This is a genomic window from Pseudomonas sp. GW821-FHT03E01 (genome assembly GCF_059420765.1).
This window is the reverse complement of record NZ_JBWKUI010000018.1, coordinates 1-16,269: the sequence shown is the minus strand read 5'-3', so window position 1 is coordinate 16,269 and position 16,269 is coordinate 1. Positions and strand designations below refer to the sequence as shown.

The window sequence follows — 16,269 nt, the reverse complement described above, 5'->3', positions numbered from 1 at the left end:
CGGCCCGAGCGTGACGCAAAAAAAAATCCGATGCCATTACCGGCATCGGATTTTTCTACCCCAAGATCAAACGGTCAGCAGTTGCTGATCAGTCGTTTCAACACGGTTTTGAACGTTTCTATCTGCGTCTCGCTGAATTCGGCAAAGACTTTCTCTTGTTGCGCCTGAGCGATCGCCCAAAGGTCTTCGGTCTGCTCGATACCGGCAGCCGTCAGACGTACACCGTTGTCATCGTCGTTCACCAACCCCTTGCGTTTGAGGTTGGCGACGGCCTCATCGATTTCCCGAACAGGCATCGCCACCTCACGCAACAGATCGTCGGGGCTCAGCCTTGCGTCACTTTCCAGCACCATCAGCATGCGCGCCTCGCTGGTGCGCAGGCCGGTGGACAGTTGCCGTGGCTGGTAGCTGGACTGGTAGGCCCGCACCGCCTGGGTCATCAGGTAATACAGATTGTGGCTGAGGCGCCCCTGAAAATGGCTGCTCGGTGGCTGGCTTTCATCGCGTTTAGTCATGCGGGTATGAGGCAAGACCATGGAGTAGGCGCCCTGGTGATAGAGCAACGGCGAGCGACCGAAATCATCGAACGCCACCACCTTGCCGATCATGATCCAGTGATCACCGCCATCCACCTGCTGGTACTTCTCGCAGTGAAAACGCGCCGAGCAATCGGCGAACACCGGTGCCCCACCCTCGCCCGGTTCGAACTCGATCTCGGCGAAGCGATCTTCCTTGGGCCGGGCGAAATTATTGGAGAGGTCAATCTGGTCCGCCGCCAACACGTTGACCGCGAAATGGCTGGCCTGCTCGAACACCTCGTGGCTGTTGGAACGCTTGTCGATGCTCCACAGCACCAGCGGCGGATCGAGGGATACCGAGTTGAAGCTGTTGGCGGTCACCCCGACTTTGCGCCCGGATGCACTGGCGGCAGTCACCACCGTCACGCCGGTGGCGAAATTGCCCAGCGCCCGGCGAAAGGCCCGTGGGTCGAAGGTCGTTTCAGTAGCTGCACAAACGCTGTTATCAGACATGCAAGACTCCCGGACTGCTTTCAGGAGCAGTCCTGATTGTTGTTATGGGGACGCGGTGACGATCTGGCTCAGATCATGCTCGGGTCGGGCTCCAGCCCCATCAGCTCGCGGCCGAGGATCTGCGCGCAGACGTCGTAGTCGGTGTAGGCATGGGCCCCGGTCATGTGCGAGTCGCGGAACAGGCGTTGCATCTCGTTATGCTCGAACCAGGCATTGCCGCCGGCGGCCTCGAACAACCGGTCCACTGCCTGAATGCACATCTTGGTGGCGTAGGCCTGGTTGGTGCGCCAGAACGCCAGGGTTTCGCGGCTTGGGTATTCATGTCGTTCGCTGTGCTCGGCATGCTCCTGCCAGGTCTTTTCGAGAAAGGCCCGGGCCGCTGCTACCTGATGGGTCGACTCGGCCAGGCGCATCAACGCCGGGGTCGCGGCACCGACCGCCGCACCGGTGTAGGCACGCACGCGGGTTTTGGTTTTTTCACGGAACACCTCCAGCATGCGCTCGGCGACACCCAGGCTCACCGTGGAGAAACCGCTGGCAAAGTAAGGACGGTACGGCGAGTAGAAGATCTTGCTGTCCGGGTACAGACCGAAACCGGCGGACTTGCCTTCCATCATGTCTTTGGCTTTCTGGATGCGATGTTCCGGTACCAGCACACTGTCGATGATCAAAGTCTTGGTGCCACTGCCTTTCATGCCAGCGGCGAACCAGTCGTCACGGATCTGGTAGTCGCTGCGCGGCAGCACCGCGAAGCAGTAGTCCTGGGTACCCTCGGCATTCTTGCGACGGAAACCGACAATCGCCCACTCGGCATGGTCGCAGCCGCTGCTCCAGCCCATTTCACCGCTGAACAGCACACCGCCTTCGGTCTCTTCGGTACGGCCGAAAGGCGCGATGCTGCTGCTGGCGGTGGCATCCGGGTTGGTGCCCCAGACTTCCTGCTGCAATTTGGCCGGGAACATCGCCAGTTGATGGCTGTGAGTACACAGCAGACTCATGGCCCATGCCGTGCTGGCACAAGCGCCGGCGAGCAAGGCAATGCAGTCGGCAAATTGCGGCAGCGATATTTCCATCCCGCCGAACTGCTTCGGCTGAAAGGCACGGTGCATGCCGATGCTTTTGAGCAGCGCAATGTTCTCGTCGGGGACCTTGCGGTCCTGCTCGGCCTCAAAGGCATTGGCAGCGATGGTCGGCAGAATGGATTTGAGGTCTTCGAGGAGCGGGTTTGGCTTTTTCATGGACGGCCCTGCTTATTATTGGATGTCCGGCCGGCGCCCCGAATCGAGGCACGGCAGCGGATACAGGGCCAGTATGGAACCCGCCATCGCGGTAGAAAATGCACCTTCCAGAGCCAAGATTGTACTTTTCAAAGGCAATGGCCCAATCATTCTGCCCACACTTGAAGCCGTTCTGGCACCCACGGGCATGTAGCACGGCAGGCACAGTCAAGCCACGCATGCCCCCACGGATTAACCTCGGGTTTTTCTCTTGTTCGCGATCAGGAAAACCCCCATGAGCGATATTGCGCTGCTGCCTCAAGTTGAAGCCTTCCTCCGTCGAAGCCATGCATTGTTTATCGACGGCGGCTACGTCCAGAGCCGTTCCAGCCAGACACTGGAAGTGATCAACCCTGCCACTGGCAAGGTCATTGCCCAGGTCGCCAATGCCGATCCAGCCGATATCGACGCGGCGGTGGAATCGGCCAAACGTGGCTTCAAACAATGGTCCCAGGCCACACCGGCGACGCGGGGCAATGTGCTGCTGAAACTGGCGGACTTGCTGGAGCGCCACCGCGAAGAACTGGCACAGATCGAAACCTGCCAATCGGGCAAGATCATCCATATTTCCAGGGCTTTCGAAGTCGATCAGGCCGCTCACTTTCTGCGTTACTACGCTGGCTGGGCGACCAAGATCAGCGGCCAGACCATCACCCCGTCATTGCCCTCCTTCGCCGGCGAACGCTATACCGCCTACACCTTGCGCCAACCCGTCGGCGTGGTGGTCGGCATCGTGCCGTGGAACTTCTCCACCATGATCGCTATCTGGAAACTCGCCTCGGCGCTGGTGACCGGTTGCAGCATCATCATCAAACCCAGTGAGTTCACCCCGCTGACCATCCTGCGGATCGCCGAACTGGCCATTGAAGCCGGTCTCCCGGCCGGCGCACTGAACGTACTGACAGGGGGCGGGCTGGTTGGCAAAGGGCTGATCGAACACCCGGGCACCGACAAGGTGTCGTTCACCGGCTCGGTGCCGACCGGCATTGCCGTCGGTCAGAGCGCCATGGGTGCCGGCCTGACCCGCGCCACCCTGGAACTGGGCGGCAAAAACTCGGCGGGGTTCCTGCGCGACGTCGATCTGGATAAAGCGGTCAACGGCATCATCGAAGCCGGCTTCCTGCATTCCGGGCAAATCTGTGCCGCTGCCGAACGGTTCTTCGCCCATCGCTCACAGATCGAGCCAATCATGGACAAACTGGCCCAACGTTTGAGCACGCTGAACATCGGCTCGCCCCTGGACGAGCGCACCGAATTCGGCCCGGTGACCAACCGCCAGCATCAACTCAAGCTCGGCGCGTTTTTCGACAAGGCCCGTGCTGAAAACAACACCATCATCTGCGGTGGCAACCTGATCGACCGCCCCGGCTGTTATGTCGAACCGACGGTGATCCTCGCCAACACCGTCAACGACTCCCTGCTCAACGAAGAAACCTTCGGCCCGGTCGCCACCTTCTACCCCTACGACACCGAAGACGAGCTGCTCGAACTGATGAACAACACACCGTACGGCCTGAGCGCGAGCCTGTGGACCAACGATTTGTCCAAAGCCATGCGCATGATCCCGAGCATCGAAGCCGGCACCGTCTGGGTGAACATGCACACCCTCCTCGACCCGGCAGTACCGTTCGGCGGCATCAAGTCTTCAGGCATCGGCCGTGAATTCGGCGGCGCGTTTATCGACGACTACACGGAGCTGAAATCCGTGATGATCCGCTATTGATTCGGAGGATTCCAAAGTCACCAGTGGATCCAATAAATCGTTAATAAACAGAATCAGTTTGACAAAACCTCAATAAATCACCATTAATGGATCCACTAAATAACAACAAACAACCTTGGAGAATCTCCATGTACCCCAAGAACACCTGGTACGTCGCCTGCACGCCCGATGAAATCGCTGGCAAGCCATTGGGCCGTCAGATCTGCGGTGAAAAGATGGTTTTTTACCGCGGCCACGAGGGTAAGGTGGCGGCTGTCGAGGACTTCTGCCCTCATCGCGGCGCGCCGCTGTCCTTGGGTTATGTGGAAAACGGCAATCTGGTGTGCGGCTATCACGGCCTGGTGATGGGGTGCGACGGCAAGACTGTGGAAATGCCCGGGCAGCGGGTTCGCGGCTTCCCGTGCAACAAGACCTTTGCCGTGGTCGAGCGCTACGGCTTTATTTGGGTCTGGCCCGGCGATCAGGCATTGGCCGACCCGGCGCTGATCCATCACCTGGAATGGGCGGTCAGTGACGAGTGGGCCTATGGCGGCGGCCTGTTCCACATCCAGTGCGACTACCGCCTGATGATCGACAACCTGATGGACCTGACTCATGAAACCTACGTTCATGCGTCCAGCATCGGCCAAAAGGAAATCGACGAAGCGCCGCCGGTCACAACGGTCGAAGGCGATGAGGTGGTCACCGCCCGCCACATGGACAACATCATGGCCCCGCCCTTCTGGCGCATGGCCCTGCGCGGCAACAACCTGGCCGACGATGTGCCGGTGGACCGCTGGCAGATCTGCCGCTTCACCCCGCCCAGCCATGTGCTGATCGAAGTCGGCGTGGCCCATGCCGGCCATGGCGGTTATCAGGCTCCCCAGCAGTTCAAGGCGTCGAGCATCGTCGTCGACTTCATCACGCCGGAAACCGAGACCTCGATCTGGTACTTCTGGGGCATGGCGCGCAACTTCAATCCGCAGGATGAAGCCTTGACCGCGAGCATTCGCGAGGGACAGGGCAAGATTTTCAGCGAGGACCTGGAGATGCTCGAACGCCAGCAACAGAACCTGCTCAGCCATCCCGCGCGCAATTTGCTCAAGCTCAACATCGACGCTGGCGGCGTGCAGTCGCGTCGGGTTCTGGAGCGCCTGATCGCCAGGGAGCAAGCCCCGCAGGAGTCAATGGCATGATCGAAGTGCTGGTGGTATCGCGCAACAACGAAGCCCACGACATCTGCAGCTATGAGCTGGCCAGTGTCGATGACCGACCGCTGCCGGCCTTCAGCGCCGGTGCGCACATCGATGTGCACCTGCCCGGCGGCTTGATCCGGCAATACTCCCTGTGCAATCACCCCGAAGAACGCCATCGCTACCTGATCGGCGTGCTCAAGGACCCCACCTCCCGCGGTGGTTCACTGGCCATGCACGAGCAGATCCACCCCGGCACCCGCCTGCCGATCAGTGAACCGCGCAACCTGTTCCCGTTGGTCCATGAGGCCAGGCGCAGCCTGCTGTTCGCTGGTGGTATCGGGATCACGCCGATCCTGTGCATGGCCGAACGCCTGGCACACAGTGGCGCGGATTTCGAGCTGCATTACTGTGCCCGATCACGGGACCGTGCAGCCTTTGTCGAACGCCTGCAACGCTCGCCTTTTGCCGACCGGGTGTTCCTGCATTTCGATCAGGAACCCGACACCGTGCTGGACGCGGCCAAGGTTCTGGCCACGCCGCTGAACGACGTTCATTTATATGTGTGTGGCCCCGGCGGCTTCATGCAGCACGTGTTGGACACGGCCAGGAAGCAGGGCTGGCAGGAACAATACCTGCACCGCGAGTACTTCGCCGCTGCGCCCGTCGACACTGGCGCCGATGGCAGTTTCTCGATCAAGGTCGCCAGCAGCGGTCAGGTCTTCGAGGTGCCGGCCGACAAGAGCGTGGTGCAGGTGTTGCAAAACCAAGGCATCGAGATCGCCATTTCCTGTGAACAAGGCATTTGTGGCACTTGCCTGACTCGGGTTCTGGAAGGGGTGCCGGAGCATCGCGATCTGTTCCTCACCGAGGATGAACAGGCCTGCAACGACCAGTTCACCCCTTGCTGCTCGCGCTCGAAAACGCCGCTGCTGGTGCTGGATATCTGATAAACCGCGCTTATTCCGAGCGGAGAATGACCTTCATCCGCTCCTCGGCCGTCGCTGAGCCGAAGACCTCGGCGTAGCGCAACGTGGCGTTGGCGTGTTCGCGCATGATCGCTTCGGCACGCGCACCCTGGCGGTTAACCAAGGCATCGAACACCGAATGGTGTTGCATGTGGGCATAGTTGAAGCGTCGGTATTCCCGGACCATGTCGTTGCGGTCCACGGCCAGGGCGGTCACCGAAGCGAAGGGCAAATGATCGTTGCGCGCCAGGGCGTCGGCGATCGCCGGGTTATGGCTGCCTTCGACGATCACCTCATGAAAACGCATGTTGAGGTCGTGATAGACCTCCAGGTCTTCTATGGTCACGTACCCTTTATCGAACAGCTGATCACCCTGCATCAGGCACTGTTCGAGGGTCGCCCGGGCTTCATCCGAGAGCCCGCGCTCGGCGGTCTGACGCGCCGCCAGGCCTTCGAGTACGCCCCGTACTTCGACCGCACCGGCAATGTCATCGGGGCTGACCGAACGCACCTGAAACCCGCGCCCGCCAAAACGCACCAGCAAGCCTTCCTGCTCCAGCGTGCGGAACGCCATGCGCACCGGCATCCGCGAAACACCGAACAGCTGCGCCGTGGGGATTTCCATCAACCGCTCGCCCGCCGCCAGTTCGCCCGAGGCGATCATCTTGCGCAATGCGACCAACACCGTTTGACCGGGCTTACTCATCCAGGCAACTTCCAGAAAGGTGGGCCTGCATAGTAACGCAAGAGAGAGACGCCAGGTTTGGGCAGAGGTCGCGGTGTTCAGCCTTGATAGGCCGGATTCTCGATCAGCAGTGCCATACCCTGTCCTCCGCCAACACACGCGGCGGCAATGCCATAACGCAGATTGCCCTCGCGCAGTTGCCTGGCCAGGGTCAGCACCAGACGCAACCCGCTGGCGGCCAAGGGATGCCCCAGGGCGATGGAGCCGCCCCGCCGGTTGAGGCGGTCGCCGTCCAGTTCAAGCACCTGCGCCACGGCCAGCACCTGTGCCGCCTGGGCTTCGTTGATTTCCAACAAGCCGATGTCGTCAATGGCCAGGCCGCTGCGTTGCAGCAGCAACTGGATCGCCGGCGCCGGGCCGATGCCCATGAACTCCGGTGCCACGCCCACCACGGCACTGGCCAGCAAATGGGCCAACACCGGACGCCGAGCCGCAGAGGCTCGCCCCACCAGCGCGGCCGCCGCACCATCGACCACCGCGCAACTGTTGCCGGCCGTTTGCACACCGCCGGCATGCACCGACTGCAACCGGCCCAAAGCGCTCAGGTCGGTAGGTCGCGGGTGGCTATCGTGCGTTACGCGGTCCACGCCCCGTGGCAACTGAATATTGCGTGGCTGATAGCCGGCCAACTCAAAACGCTCATTACCAATCGCTACCAGTTCCGGCTCGAACCAGCCGTCGGCTTGCGCCTGCAATGCCAGTTGATGACTGCACAGAGCGTAGCGATCCACTTCGTCGCGGCTCAGGCCATGCCGCCGGGCCAGGTTGTCGGCGGTGGTGATCATGTCTACGCCCGGGGCCGGGTCGTAGAGGGCTTCCCAGAGAAAGTCCTTGAACGCCACCTCGGCACCGAGCCGGAAACCGCTGCGGTGGGTGTAAGCGGCAATCGGGTTGCGCGACATCGATTCGGCCGCCACACACAGGGCCAACTGCACGCCGTCATCCAGCTGCCTGGCGGCCTGCCGCAAGAGTTCGAAACCGGTGGCGCAGATGCGCTGCACCCCCAGCGCCGGAGTCTCTTGCGGCACGCCACTGTAGAGGCCGATATGTCGAGGCAGCAGGTAAGCATCGAAACTGGCCTGAGCCACGGAGCCGGCGAGCACGCTGTCCACCGAGGACGGATCGAGAGCGGCGCGGGCCAATACCTCGCGCCCAACCTTGATCCCCAGATCGATCGGCGAGACCTGAGCCAAGTCCCCGCCAAGGTCGACCCAAGGCGTGCGCAGGGCTTCGAAAATCGCCACATCGCTAAAGCTCGAATACTGCCCCGCACCGTTCACGGCAGAGGTCCGGCACGCAGGATGGAAGGATCTTCACCGCGATACAGCGCCTCGACCTTGTCGGCACGCCACTGCAACACCGCACGCTGATTGATCGAGCCCTTGTCGGTGATTTCACCACGGTCGATGGAAGCAGGTTCGTCGAGCAGCGCGATCCATTCCAGGCGGCTGGCATTACCGGTGGCGTCGCGGTTGAGCCGCTGCAGCCAATCGCTGAACCACTGACGCACCGACGCGCTGGCCAGAACCTCGGCATCGCTGGCGTGGGCACTCAAACCCGCCAGACGTCGGCATTCATACAACCGGGGAAAGACCAGCGCCCCCAGGCACTCGCGGTCCGGCGCGGCCACCACCAGGTCCTGAACATAGGGCGAACCTTCGAGCACCGCGCGATTGCGCAGCGGACCGACGCTGACAAACACGCCGGAGCTGAGCTTGAAGTCCTCGGCGATGCGCCCGTCGAACATCAGCCCGAGTTGCGGATCACAGGGGTCAGCCAGCTTTAACGCATCGCCAGAACAGTAGAAACCCTGTTCGTCGAACACCTCGGCGGTCTGCTGCGGCGCGCGCCAGTAACCGGGCATGATGTGCGGCCCGCGAAAACGCCCTTCCAGCTTGCCGTCCACCGGCACCAACCGCACTTCGCAACCGGGTGCCGGCAGGCCGATGTAGCCGGCCATGGACAATGGCCCGGTGGTGAACGTGCAAGACGGCGACGCCTCGGTCATGCCAAGCCCGGCCATCATGCGAATGCGTTCGCCACAATGCTGTTCAGCGACCCGGTCCAAGCGATCCCAAACCCGTTGCGACAAACCGGCGGCAGCGAAAAAGAACAGCTTCATGCGCGAGAAGAAACGCTCGCGCAACTCGCCATCCTGCTCCAGAGCGTTGACCAGCTCTTCCCAGCCCTTGGGCACGGTCAGGTAGGCGGTGGGCGATATTTCCTTGAGGTTGCGCAGTGTTTCAGCAAAACCCTGAACGGTCGGCTTGCCGTCGTCCAGGTAAAAAGTGCCGCCGTTGTACAGCACGATGCCGACGTTGTGGCTGCCACCGAAGGTGTGATTCCACGGCAGCCAGTCCACCAGCACCGGAGGTTCTTCGCCGAACACCGGGAAGGTTTGCAACAGCATCTGCTGGTTGGCGCAGAGCATGCGCTGGGTGGTGACCACCGCCTTGGGCAGTTTGGTGGAGCCTGAGGTAAACAGGAATTTGGCGATGCTGTCTGGCCCGGTAGCCGTGAAGGCGCAATCGGCCTCGGCACCGCCGGGTTGTTCCAGCAGGCTGGCAAAACTCGCCTGACGGCGGCCCGGTACTTGACCATGCACGGTAATCAGCGGCGTTTCGGCCGGCAGCACCGCGTCGATCGCCCGCTGATAGGTCGCGGCGTCGCTGACGAACACGAGGCCCGGTTGCAGCAGATCGCAGACATGCCGCAGCTTGGCGAAATCCTGGGACAACAACGAATAGGCCGGGGAAATCGGGCTATAGGGAATGCCGGCATACATTGCGCCCAGGGCAATCTGCAGATGCTCGATGTCATTACCCGAGAGGATCGCCAGCGGTCGCTCGGCCGACAGGCCATAAGTCAGCAGGCTCTGGGCAATGGCGCGGACGCTGGTCAGCATCTCGGCGTAACTCACCCGGCGCCAGTCGCCGCCCTCCTGGCGAGCGGCGACAAAGGTCTGTTGCGGGCGCACCCGGGCCCAATGCACCAGGCGATCGAGCAAGCGTACGGGCAACTCGGCCAAGGGTTCCAGGGAGCGCATATGCAATATGCCCTGCTCTTCGCTGACCTCGACCGCAGGACAGCCGATGGATACCTGGCGATAGCGTGGCGCACTGGCGTCGGCCTGGGGTGGCGATCTGAATTCGGAACTCACGTGCTTGTTCTCCATCAAGGCACGCCACCGGTCCGCTGCGAAGCAGTCAACTGGGGCATGGCAGCCTTGTTATTGTTATTTCTGGCCTGCACGCGGGCGACGGGCGCTCTCAAGCGTACGTCGCCCGACGCTGCGACAGCTGCTCAGATCGGGTAGTGCCGCGGGCCGTTCTGCAAGGTCACCCAGCGCAATTGGGTGAAGTGCTCGATGGACGCCTTGCCGCCAAAACTGCCATAGCCGCTGGACTTGACCCCGCCGAAAGGCATCTGTGCCTCGTCGTGCACGGTCGGGCCGTTGATGTGGCAGATGCCCGACTCGACCCGCTGGGCCAAGGCCAGAGCACGGCCGGTGTCACGACTGAAGATCGCCGCCGACAAGCCGAACTCGGAATCATTGGCCAGACGCAGCAGCTCTTCATCGCCCTCACCGCGCAGCACCACCGCCACCGGGCCAAAGGATTCTTCGCGGTACAGGCGCATGGCATCGGTGACGCTATCGAGCATAGTCGGCTGCAGAATACTGCCCTCCAACCGGCCACCTGCGACCAGGGTTGCGCCCTTGTCGAGAGCATCGTCGATCATCAGTTTGATCCGTTCGCCGGCGTTGCTGTCCACCAGGGAACCCAGCACCGAACCTTCCGCATTGGGGTTGCCGGCGGGCAAGGTGGCGATCTTCGCCGCCAGTTTGGCGACAAAGGCATCGGCCACCTTGGCATCGACGATCAGGCGCTCGGTGGACATGCAGATCTGCCCCTGATTGAAAAAGGCACCGAAGGCCGCTGCCTCCACCGCCGCATCCAGGTCGGCATCTTCCAGCACCAGGAACGGCGCCTTGCCGCCCAGTTCCAGCAACGCCGGCTTGAGATGACGCGCCGACAGCTCACCAACGATGCGCCCGACATGGGTCGAGCCGGTGAAGTTGACCCGACGCACCGCCGGGTTGGCGATCAACCGTTCGACAATCGCCGCGGCATCCTGGGGCGCGTTGCTGATGACGTTGACCACGCCGTCACCGAGGCCGGCGTCTTGCAACACTTGGCCAATCAGCCGGTGTACCGCCGGGCTCAACTCCGACGCTTTGAGCACCACAGTATTGCCGCAGGCCAGCGGCATGGCGATGGCGCGGGTGGCGAGGATGACTGGGGCGTTCCACGGCGCGATGCCGAGCACCACGCCACACGGTTGACGCAGGGCCATGGCGAAGCTGCCGGGCACATCCGAAGGAATGACTTCGCCGGTGATCTGGGTGGTCATCGATGCCGCTTCACGCAGCATGTTCGACGCCAGATGCACATTGAAGCCGTACCAGTTGGCCATGGCGCCGGTCTCGCCAGCGGCGGCGATGAATTCCGCGCTGCGGGCCTGCAACTGCTCGGCGGCGCGCAACAACCGGGTGCGTCGTTCATTGGGGGCCAGGGCCGCCCAGGTGGGGAATGCCGCTTTGGCCGCAGCCACGGCGGCGTCGGCATCTTCCAGGGTGGCGGCGGCAACCCGCGACACGATTTCGCCGGTCACCGGATTACGCCGTTCGAAGGTTCGACCGTCTCGGGCGGGGCACGACTGGCCGCCGATCAGCAGGGGCACGTCCAGCATGGTGATTCCTCTTTATTGTCTTTATCGGGAATACAGTCGAGGGGTTCACAGTAGCGCCTGGGCGCCGGGGCGAACAGCTGGCGGACGCTCGATCGCCCGGCCAGCTCGCCTGATGCAACGCCAGGCTTCAGCGTTTGTAAGCCTGCAAACCGGGCTTGATGCTCTTGTCGTCGAGGAACTGCTTCATGCCCTGCTCGCGGCCACCTTCGGTGTCCAGCAGGCGCGACTGATCGAGCTTGGCGTACAGGTAATCTTCGTTCTGCTCCCAGGTCAGTTCGCGGCAACGCTTGAAGCCATGCTTGGCTGCGCGCAGCACCACCGGGTTTTTCTCCAGCAGGTTACGCGCCAGTTCGATCGTCACCTCACGCAGTTGCGCCAGCGGCACGCTCTCGTTGACCAGGCCCATCTCGGCGGCTTTCTGCCCGCCGAAGGTCTTGCCGGTCATGATGTAGTACAGCGACTGGCGATGGCCCACGGTGTCGGCCATGGCCTTGCTCACCAGGTTGCCCGGCGGAATGCCCCAGTTGATTTCCGACAGGCCGAAAGTCGCTTCATCGGCGCAGATCGCCAGATCGCAGGCCACCAGCGGGCTGAAACCGCCACCGAAGCACCAGCCGTTGACCATGGCGATGGTCGGCTTGGCGTACATGCGCAGCAGTTTCCATTGCCATTGAGAGGCTTCGCGGCGGATTTTTTCCTGAAGGATTTCCGGGCCGGCGTCCACTTCGCGGAAGTATTCCTTGAGGTCCATGCCTGCAGTCCAGGCTTCGCCCGCCCCCGTCAGCACCAGGACACCGGCGTCCGGATCCTGCTCCAGGGTTTCCAGAACGTCGATCATCTCGCGGTTCAGGGTCGGGCTCATGGCGTTGCGTTTTTCCGGGCGGTTGAGGATGACCCAAGCGATGCCTTCCTCGATTTCCACTTTGACCGTTGTCCAGCGACCTTCGTAATTGCTCATGGCGATGCTCTCTTGTTCTTGGCTTGACGATGGGTAAAAACTAAACCGCAAATATAGTTATGTCAATTAACTATTAATAAAATTAACCGAGTTGTTTTCGTGCCTGAAACGGGCGCAGCGCCCAGAAATCTGAAAGAGGTCGTGGCTATCCCCGGCCAATCTCGGCAAACTAGATAGCCTTCTTAACCGCCAGCCCGAGGATTCACCCTGCAATGGCCAAGTCTTCCAAGATTGCCGCCGCCCCCGAGGCGCCTGCCGACAGCCCCGAAACCCAGGCGTCGCTGGACGCAGCCCTCGACGACCTGATCGGTTACGCCATGCGCCGGGCGCAACTGAAACTGTTCCAGAACCTGATTGGCCGGCTCTCGGCCCACGACTTGCGCCCGGCGCAGTTCTCGGCCCTGGCGATCATCGACCAGAACCCCGGGCTGATGCAGGCCGACCTGGCCAAGGCACTGGCCATCGAGCCACCGCAAGTGGTGCCGCTGCTGAACAAACTGGAAAGCCGGGCGCTGGCGGTGCGAGTGCGCTGCAAACCGGACAAACGCTCCTACGGGATTTTTCTCAGCAAGACCGGCGAAACCCTGCTCAAGGAGCTGAAACTGATCGCTGCCGAGAGCGACATGGATGCCACGTCCGCCCTCGACAGTCAGGAACGCGAAGAACTGCTCAGGCTGCTGAAGAAGGTCTATCAGGCCTGAAACGACTTACCAGATCGGCAAGGTGTAGAGCACCAGAAAGCGGGTCTGGTTTTCATCGCGAAACGCCGCGCCGGTGGGGAAGTCATTGCGATAGATCGACTTGCGCGCCATCAGCCCGACGTTCTTCAGCGGGCCACTCTGGATTACATACCCCAGCTCCATCTGGAACTCCCGCTCCTTGCGGTCGTCGGCGTTCAGCGCCGCCAGTTCGATATGGTCACCGCGCACATAACGCAGCCGGCTCTTCAGGCCGGGCACCCCGGCGGCGGCGAAGTCATAGTCGTAGATCGCCTGCCAGGTTCGCTCCTTGGCATTGAGAAAGTCCGAGCTCATGGTCAGCTCACTCATGCCCATCAACTCGGTACCCGACACATAAGGCGTCGCGGTGTCACCACTGGAGTGCATATAACCCAGGCTCAGGCGATGGCCGCCAAAGCGATAACCGAACAACGCCGAGAGGTTGCGGTTGTCCACCTTGCCGGCCTTGGCGCTGCCGTCCTCGTCGCTGAAAAAACTGCGCAAGTCAGTGGTCAACGTGCCCTCGCCTACCTGCAGCGTGTGCAGCAAGGCCAGGGTGTTCTGCTGATACAGATCCGCCACTTCGGCGTGATAGGCACGCAGGCTCAGATCCTTGTTCACCTGGTAATCGCCACCGACATAGGCCATGTGCGATGAGGTGGCCGCGCCGTTGAAACGCCGGTTCGGCGAGGCGATGCTCATCGGCTGGTAGTTGGTGGAATCGCGCTTGTTGATGCGATCGATGTAGCCAGTGTTGAAGGTCAGCCCGTCGATGTCCTTTGAACTGAGGGTGGTGCCACGAAACGTCTGCGGCAGCAGCCGTGACGGACTGGCGAAAGCGAACGGCAGGAAGATCGACACATCGCCGGTCTTCACCGTGGTCTGGGCAAAACGCATCTTGGCGGTCATGGCCAGGCGCGAATACTCGTCCGCCGCACGCTTGTCGCTGGCGGACACCGGCAACAACTCGGTGCCGCTGCGGTCCGGCGACGAGTCCAACTTGACGCCCATCAGGCCGCGAGCGTCCAGGCCAAAACCAACAGTCCCCGGAGTAAAGCCCGACTCCATATTCATGATAAAACCCTGGGCCCATTCCCGGGCCGCGGTCTTCGCCCCGTCGTCCTTGTAGTCCCGATCCAGGTAGTAATTGCGCAGGGTCAAGGTGCCGTGACTGTCATCGATAAAGCCTTCGGCCAGCGCCGGAGTGGCAATCACACTCAAACCCAACAGGGCCAGATGACGTGCGCGAACAGGTAAGGTTGAGATCGCCACGAGGGCGTCCCGAGGGAGATTTGGCATGTTCGATGTCCACTTATTGTTGTTGTTTTTTTGAACGGGATCGTCGGGTTGCCCCAAGGATCTCCGGTCAGAGAATGGAAACGCCTGAGGGTGGCGTCAATCCACAATGACCGATAATCGAACATTAATATTATTATCTATTTTTTAAATACATCTTCAACCTTATGTCATCACATTGATTTAAATGAAATTAATGGCATTTTTCAGTAAAAAACCTTTGTCATTCATTTTTTAGTTATCTTTGTTAATCTTAATTTCAGCCTGCTATCGCCTACAGCAATCAGGCTCGCGTTCCCCCGTAAGCCCCAACAAAAACAATAATGAGGTTCGCCATGGACACCCCATCACGTCGCACGACGCTGACCATCGCCCTGTGTTTTATCGTTGCACTGATCGAAGGCTTCGACCTGCAAGCCGCTGGCACTGCCGCCGCAGGCCTGCGCCAGACCTTTGCCCTGGACCCGAAAATGATGGGTTGGGTATTCAGCGCCGGCATCATCGGTTTGCTGCCGGGCGCCTTCTTCGGCGGCTGGATCGCCGATCGCATCGGCCGCAAGAAAATCCTCATCGGCGCGGTGCTGCTGTTCGGCGTGTTCTCCCTCAACACGGCCTATGTCAGCAGTTTTTCCGGCCTGCTGCTGGCGCGCTTCATGACGGGCCTGGGCCTGGGTGCCGCCCTGCCCAACCTGATCGCGCTGTGTGCCGAAGCCGTGGGTGAGCAACGTCGCGGCACCGCGATCAGCATCATGTATGCCGGCGTGCCGTTGGGCGGCGCGCTGGCGGCGGTGGTCGCCATGCTGTTTGCCGAGCATTGGCAGATGACCTTCATCATCGGTGGTCTCGTGCCCTTGCTGGTGGTGCCGTTGATGGTCCTGCTGCTGCCTGAGTCCAGCGCCTTTCGCCAGCAACAAGGCAGCGTCAACGTGGCGCGCGCGTCAACCGGCCAGGCGCTGTTCGGCGAAGACCGGACCCGCGTCACCCTGGCGTTGTGGCTGAGCTACTTCTTCACCCTGACCGTGATGTACATGCTGCTCAACTGGCTGCCATCGCTGTTGCTGGAACAGGGTTTCAGCAAACCCCAGGCAGGCCTGGTGCAGATGCTGTTCAACATCGGCGGCGCCCTCGGTTCCCTGCTCGGCGGACTGCTGCTGGATCGCTGCAACGGCATCAAAGTGGTGCTGTTTGTCTACGCCGGGTTGCTGGCGGCGCTGGCTGGAGTCGGCCTGTCGGTGGGCATCGTCCCCATGGCCATCGCCGGTTTTTCTGCCGGGTTGTTTGTGATGGCCGCGCAGCTGGTGCTTTACGCCCTGGCACCGCCGTCGTACCCGACCTCGGTGCGCGCCACCGGCGTCGGTGCTGCGGTGGCGATCGGTCGCCTCGGATCAGTAGCCGGGCCCTTGGCCGCCGGGCAGATTCTGGCGGCCGGGGCCGGCACAACCGGAGTTTTGCTGGCGACCTCGCCCGGACTGCTGATCGCAGCACTGGCGATCATCAGCGTGATTGCCCGCTCGGCCGAGCCGCCGTTGCGTACGGCGAACCCGGTTGCGGATAAAACCTGACCGGGGTGCACTCCTTGTAGCAGCTGCCGAGCCTGCGTGGCTGCGTTCGGCTGCGAAGCAGTCGTC

At 61.6% G+C, this 16,269-nt stretch carries 13 protein-coding genes; 5 read left to right on the top strand and 8 right to left on the bottom strand.

Features of this window, described 5'->3' with window-relative positions; genetic code table 11:
• Positions 1-74 precede the first annotated feature (74 nt).
• Complete coding sequence (locus AC07VO_RS26165; RefSeq protein WP_192351256.1) at positions 75-1,031, bottom strand: p-hydroxyphenylacetate 3-hydroxylase reductase component; 957 nt, start codon at positions 1,029-1,031, stop codon at positions 75-77.
• Between the two features lie 68 nt (positions 1,032-1,099).
• Positions 1,100-2,269, bottom strand: coding sequence for a p-hydroxyphenylacetate 3-hydroxylase oxygenase component (locus tag AC07VO_RS26160; protein ID WP_192351254.1), 1,170 nt, complete (start codon positions 2,267-2,269; stop codon positions 1,100-1,102).
• A 274-nt stretch (positions 2,270-2,543) separates the two neighbouring features.
• Between AC07VO_RS26160 and AC07VO_RS26155 the strand changes: the two genes are divergently transcribed.
• The 3 genes from AC07VO_RS26155 to AC07VO_RS26145 all read left to right on the top strand — a co-directional run bounded on the left by AC07VO_RS26155 (position 2,544) and on the right by AC07VO_RS26145 (position 6,153).
• Entirely contained in the window at positions 2,544-4,031 is a 1,488-nt protein-coding gene (locus AC07VO_RS26155) for an aldehyde dehydrogenase family protein (RefSeq protein WP_086945697.1), read from the top strand.
• A 128-nt stretch (positions 4,032-4,159) separates the two neighbouring features.
• Positions 4,160-5,206: a Rieske 2Fe-2S domain-containing protein gene (locus tag AC07VO_RS26150; protein WP_192351252.1), complete on the top strand. Its 1,047-nt coding sequence runs from the start codon at positions 4,160-4,162 to the stop codon at positions 5,204-5,206.
• Entirely contained in the window at positions 5,203-6,153 is a 951-nt protein-coding gene (locus AC07VO_RS26145) for a PDR/VanB family oxidoreductase (RefSeq protein ID WP_192351250.1), read from the top strand. Before AC07VO_RS26150 ends, AC07VO_RS26145 begins: the two co-directional genes overlap by 4 nt.
• 10 nt (positions 6,154-6,163) lie before the next feature.
• Here AC07VO_RS26145 and AC07VO_RS26140 read toward each other — a convergent pair whose 3' ends face one another.
• The 5 genes from AC07VO_RS26140 to AC07VO_RS26120 all read right to left on the bottom strand — a co-directional run bounded on the left by AC07VO_RS26140 (position 6,164) and on the right by AC07VO_RS26120 (position 12,626).
• Positions 6,164-6,877: a GntR family transcriptional regulator gene (locus AC07VO_RS26140; protein WP_019578625.1), complete on the bottom strand. Its 714-nt coding sequence runs from the start codon at positions 6,875-6,877 to the stop codon at positions 6,164-6,166.
• A gap of 77 nt (positions 6,878-6,954) precedes the next feature.
• Positions 6,955-8,196 carry a thiolase family protein gene (locus AC07VO_RS26135; protein WP_064617348.1) on the bottom strand — a complete coding sequence of 414 codons (1,242 nt, stop codon included), beginning with the start codon at positions 8,194-8,196 and terminating at the stop codon, positions 6,955-6,957.
• The gene (locus AC07VO_RS26130; RefSeq protein ID WP_192351248.1) at positions 8,193-10,076 is read right to left on the bottom strand and encodes a feruloyl-CoA synthase; all 1,884 of its coding nucleotides are present in this window, start codon (positions 10,074-10,076) and stop codon (positions 8,193-8,195) included. Before AC07VO_RS26130 ends, AC07VO_RS26135 begins: the two co-directional genes overlap by 4 nt.
• Positions 10,077-10,219: 143 nt before the next feature.
• Positions 10,220-11,668, bottom strand: a complete 1,449-nt coding sequence (locus AC07VO_RS26125; RefSeq protein ID WP_192351246.1) for an aldehyde dehydrogenase — start codon at positions 11,666-11,668, stop codon at positions 10,220-10,222.
• Positions 11,669-11,795: 127 nt separating this feature from the next.
• Positions 11,796-12,626 carry a p-hydroxycinnamoyl CoA hydratase/lyase gene (locus tag AC07VO_RS26120; protein ID WP_007895816.1) on the bottom strand — a complete coding sequence of 277 codons (831 nt, stop codon included), beginning with the start codon at positions 12,624-12,626 and terminating at the stop codon, positions 11,796-11,798.
• Positions 12,627-12,838: 212 nt separating this feature from the next.
• Here AC07VO_RS26120 and AC07VO_RS26115 point away from each other — a divergent pair, with 212 nt between their 5' ends.
• Positions 12,839-13,327, top strand: coding sequence for a MarR family winged helix-turn-helix transcriptional regulator (locus tag AC07VO_RS26115; protein WP_018927890.1), 489 nt, complete (start codon positions 12,839-12,841; stop codon positions 13,325-13,327).
• Between the two features lie 6 nt (positions 13,328-13,333).
• On the opposite strand, the gene AC07VO_RS26110 is transcribed toward AC07VO_RS26115, so the two are convergent.
• The gene (locus AC07VO_RS26110; protein WP_192351244.1) at positions 13,334-14,644 is read right to left on the bottom strand and encodes an OprD family porin; all 1,311 of its coding nucleotides are present in this window, start codon (positions 14,642-14,644) and stop codon (positions 13,334-13,336) included.
• A 332-nt stretch (positions 14,645-14,976) separates the two neighbouring features.
• On the opposite strand from AC07VO_RS26110, the gene mhpT reads away from it, so the two are divergent.
• Entirely contained in the window at positions 14,977-16,203 is a 1,227-nt protein-coding gene (gene mhpT / locus AC07VO_RS26105; protein WP_086945702.1) for a 3-(3-hydroxy-phenyl)propionate transporter MhpT, read from the top strand.
• Positions 16,204-16,269 lie beyond the last annotated feature (66 nt).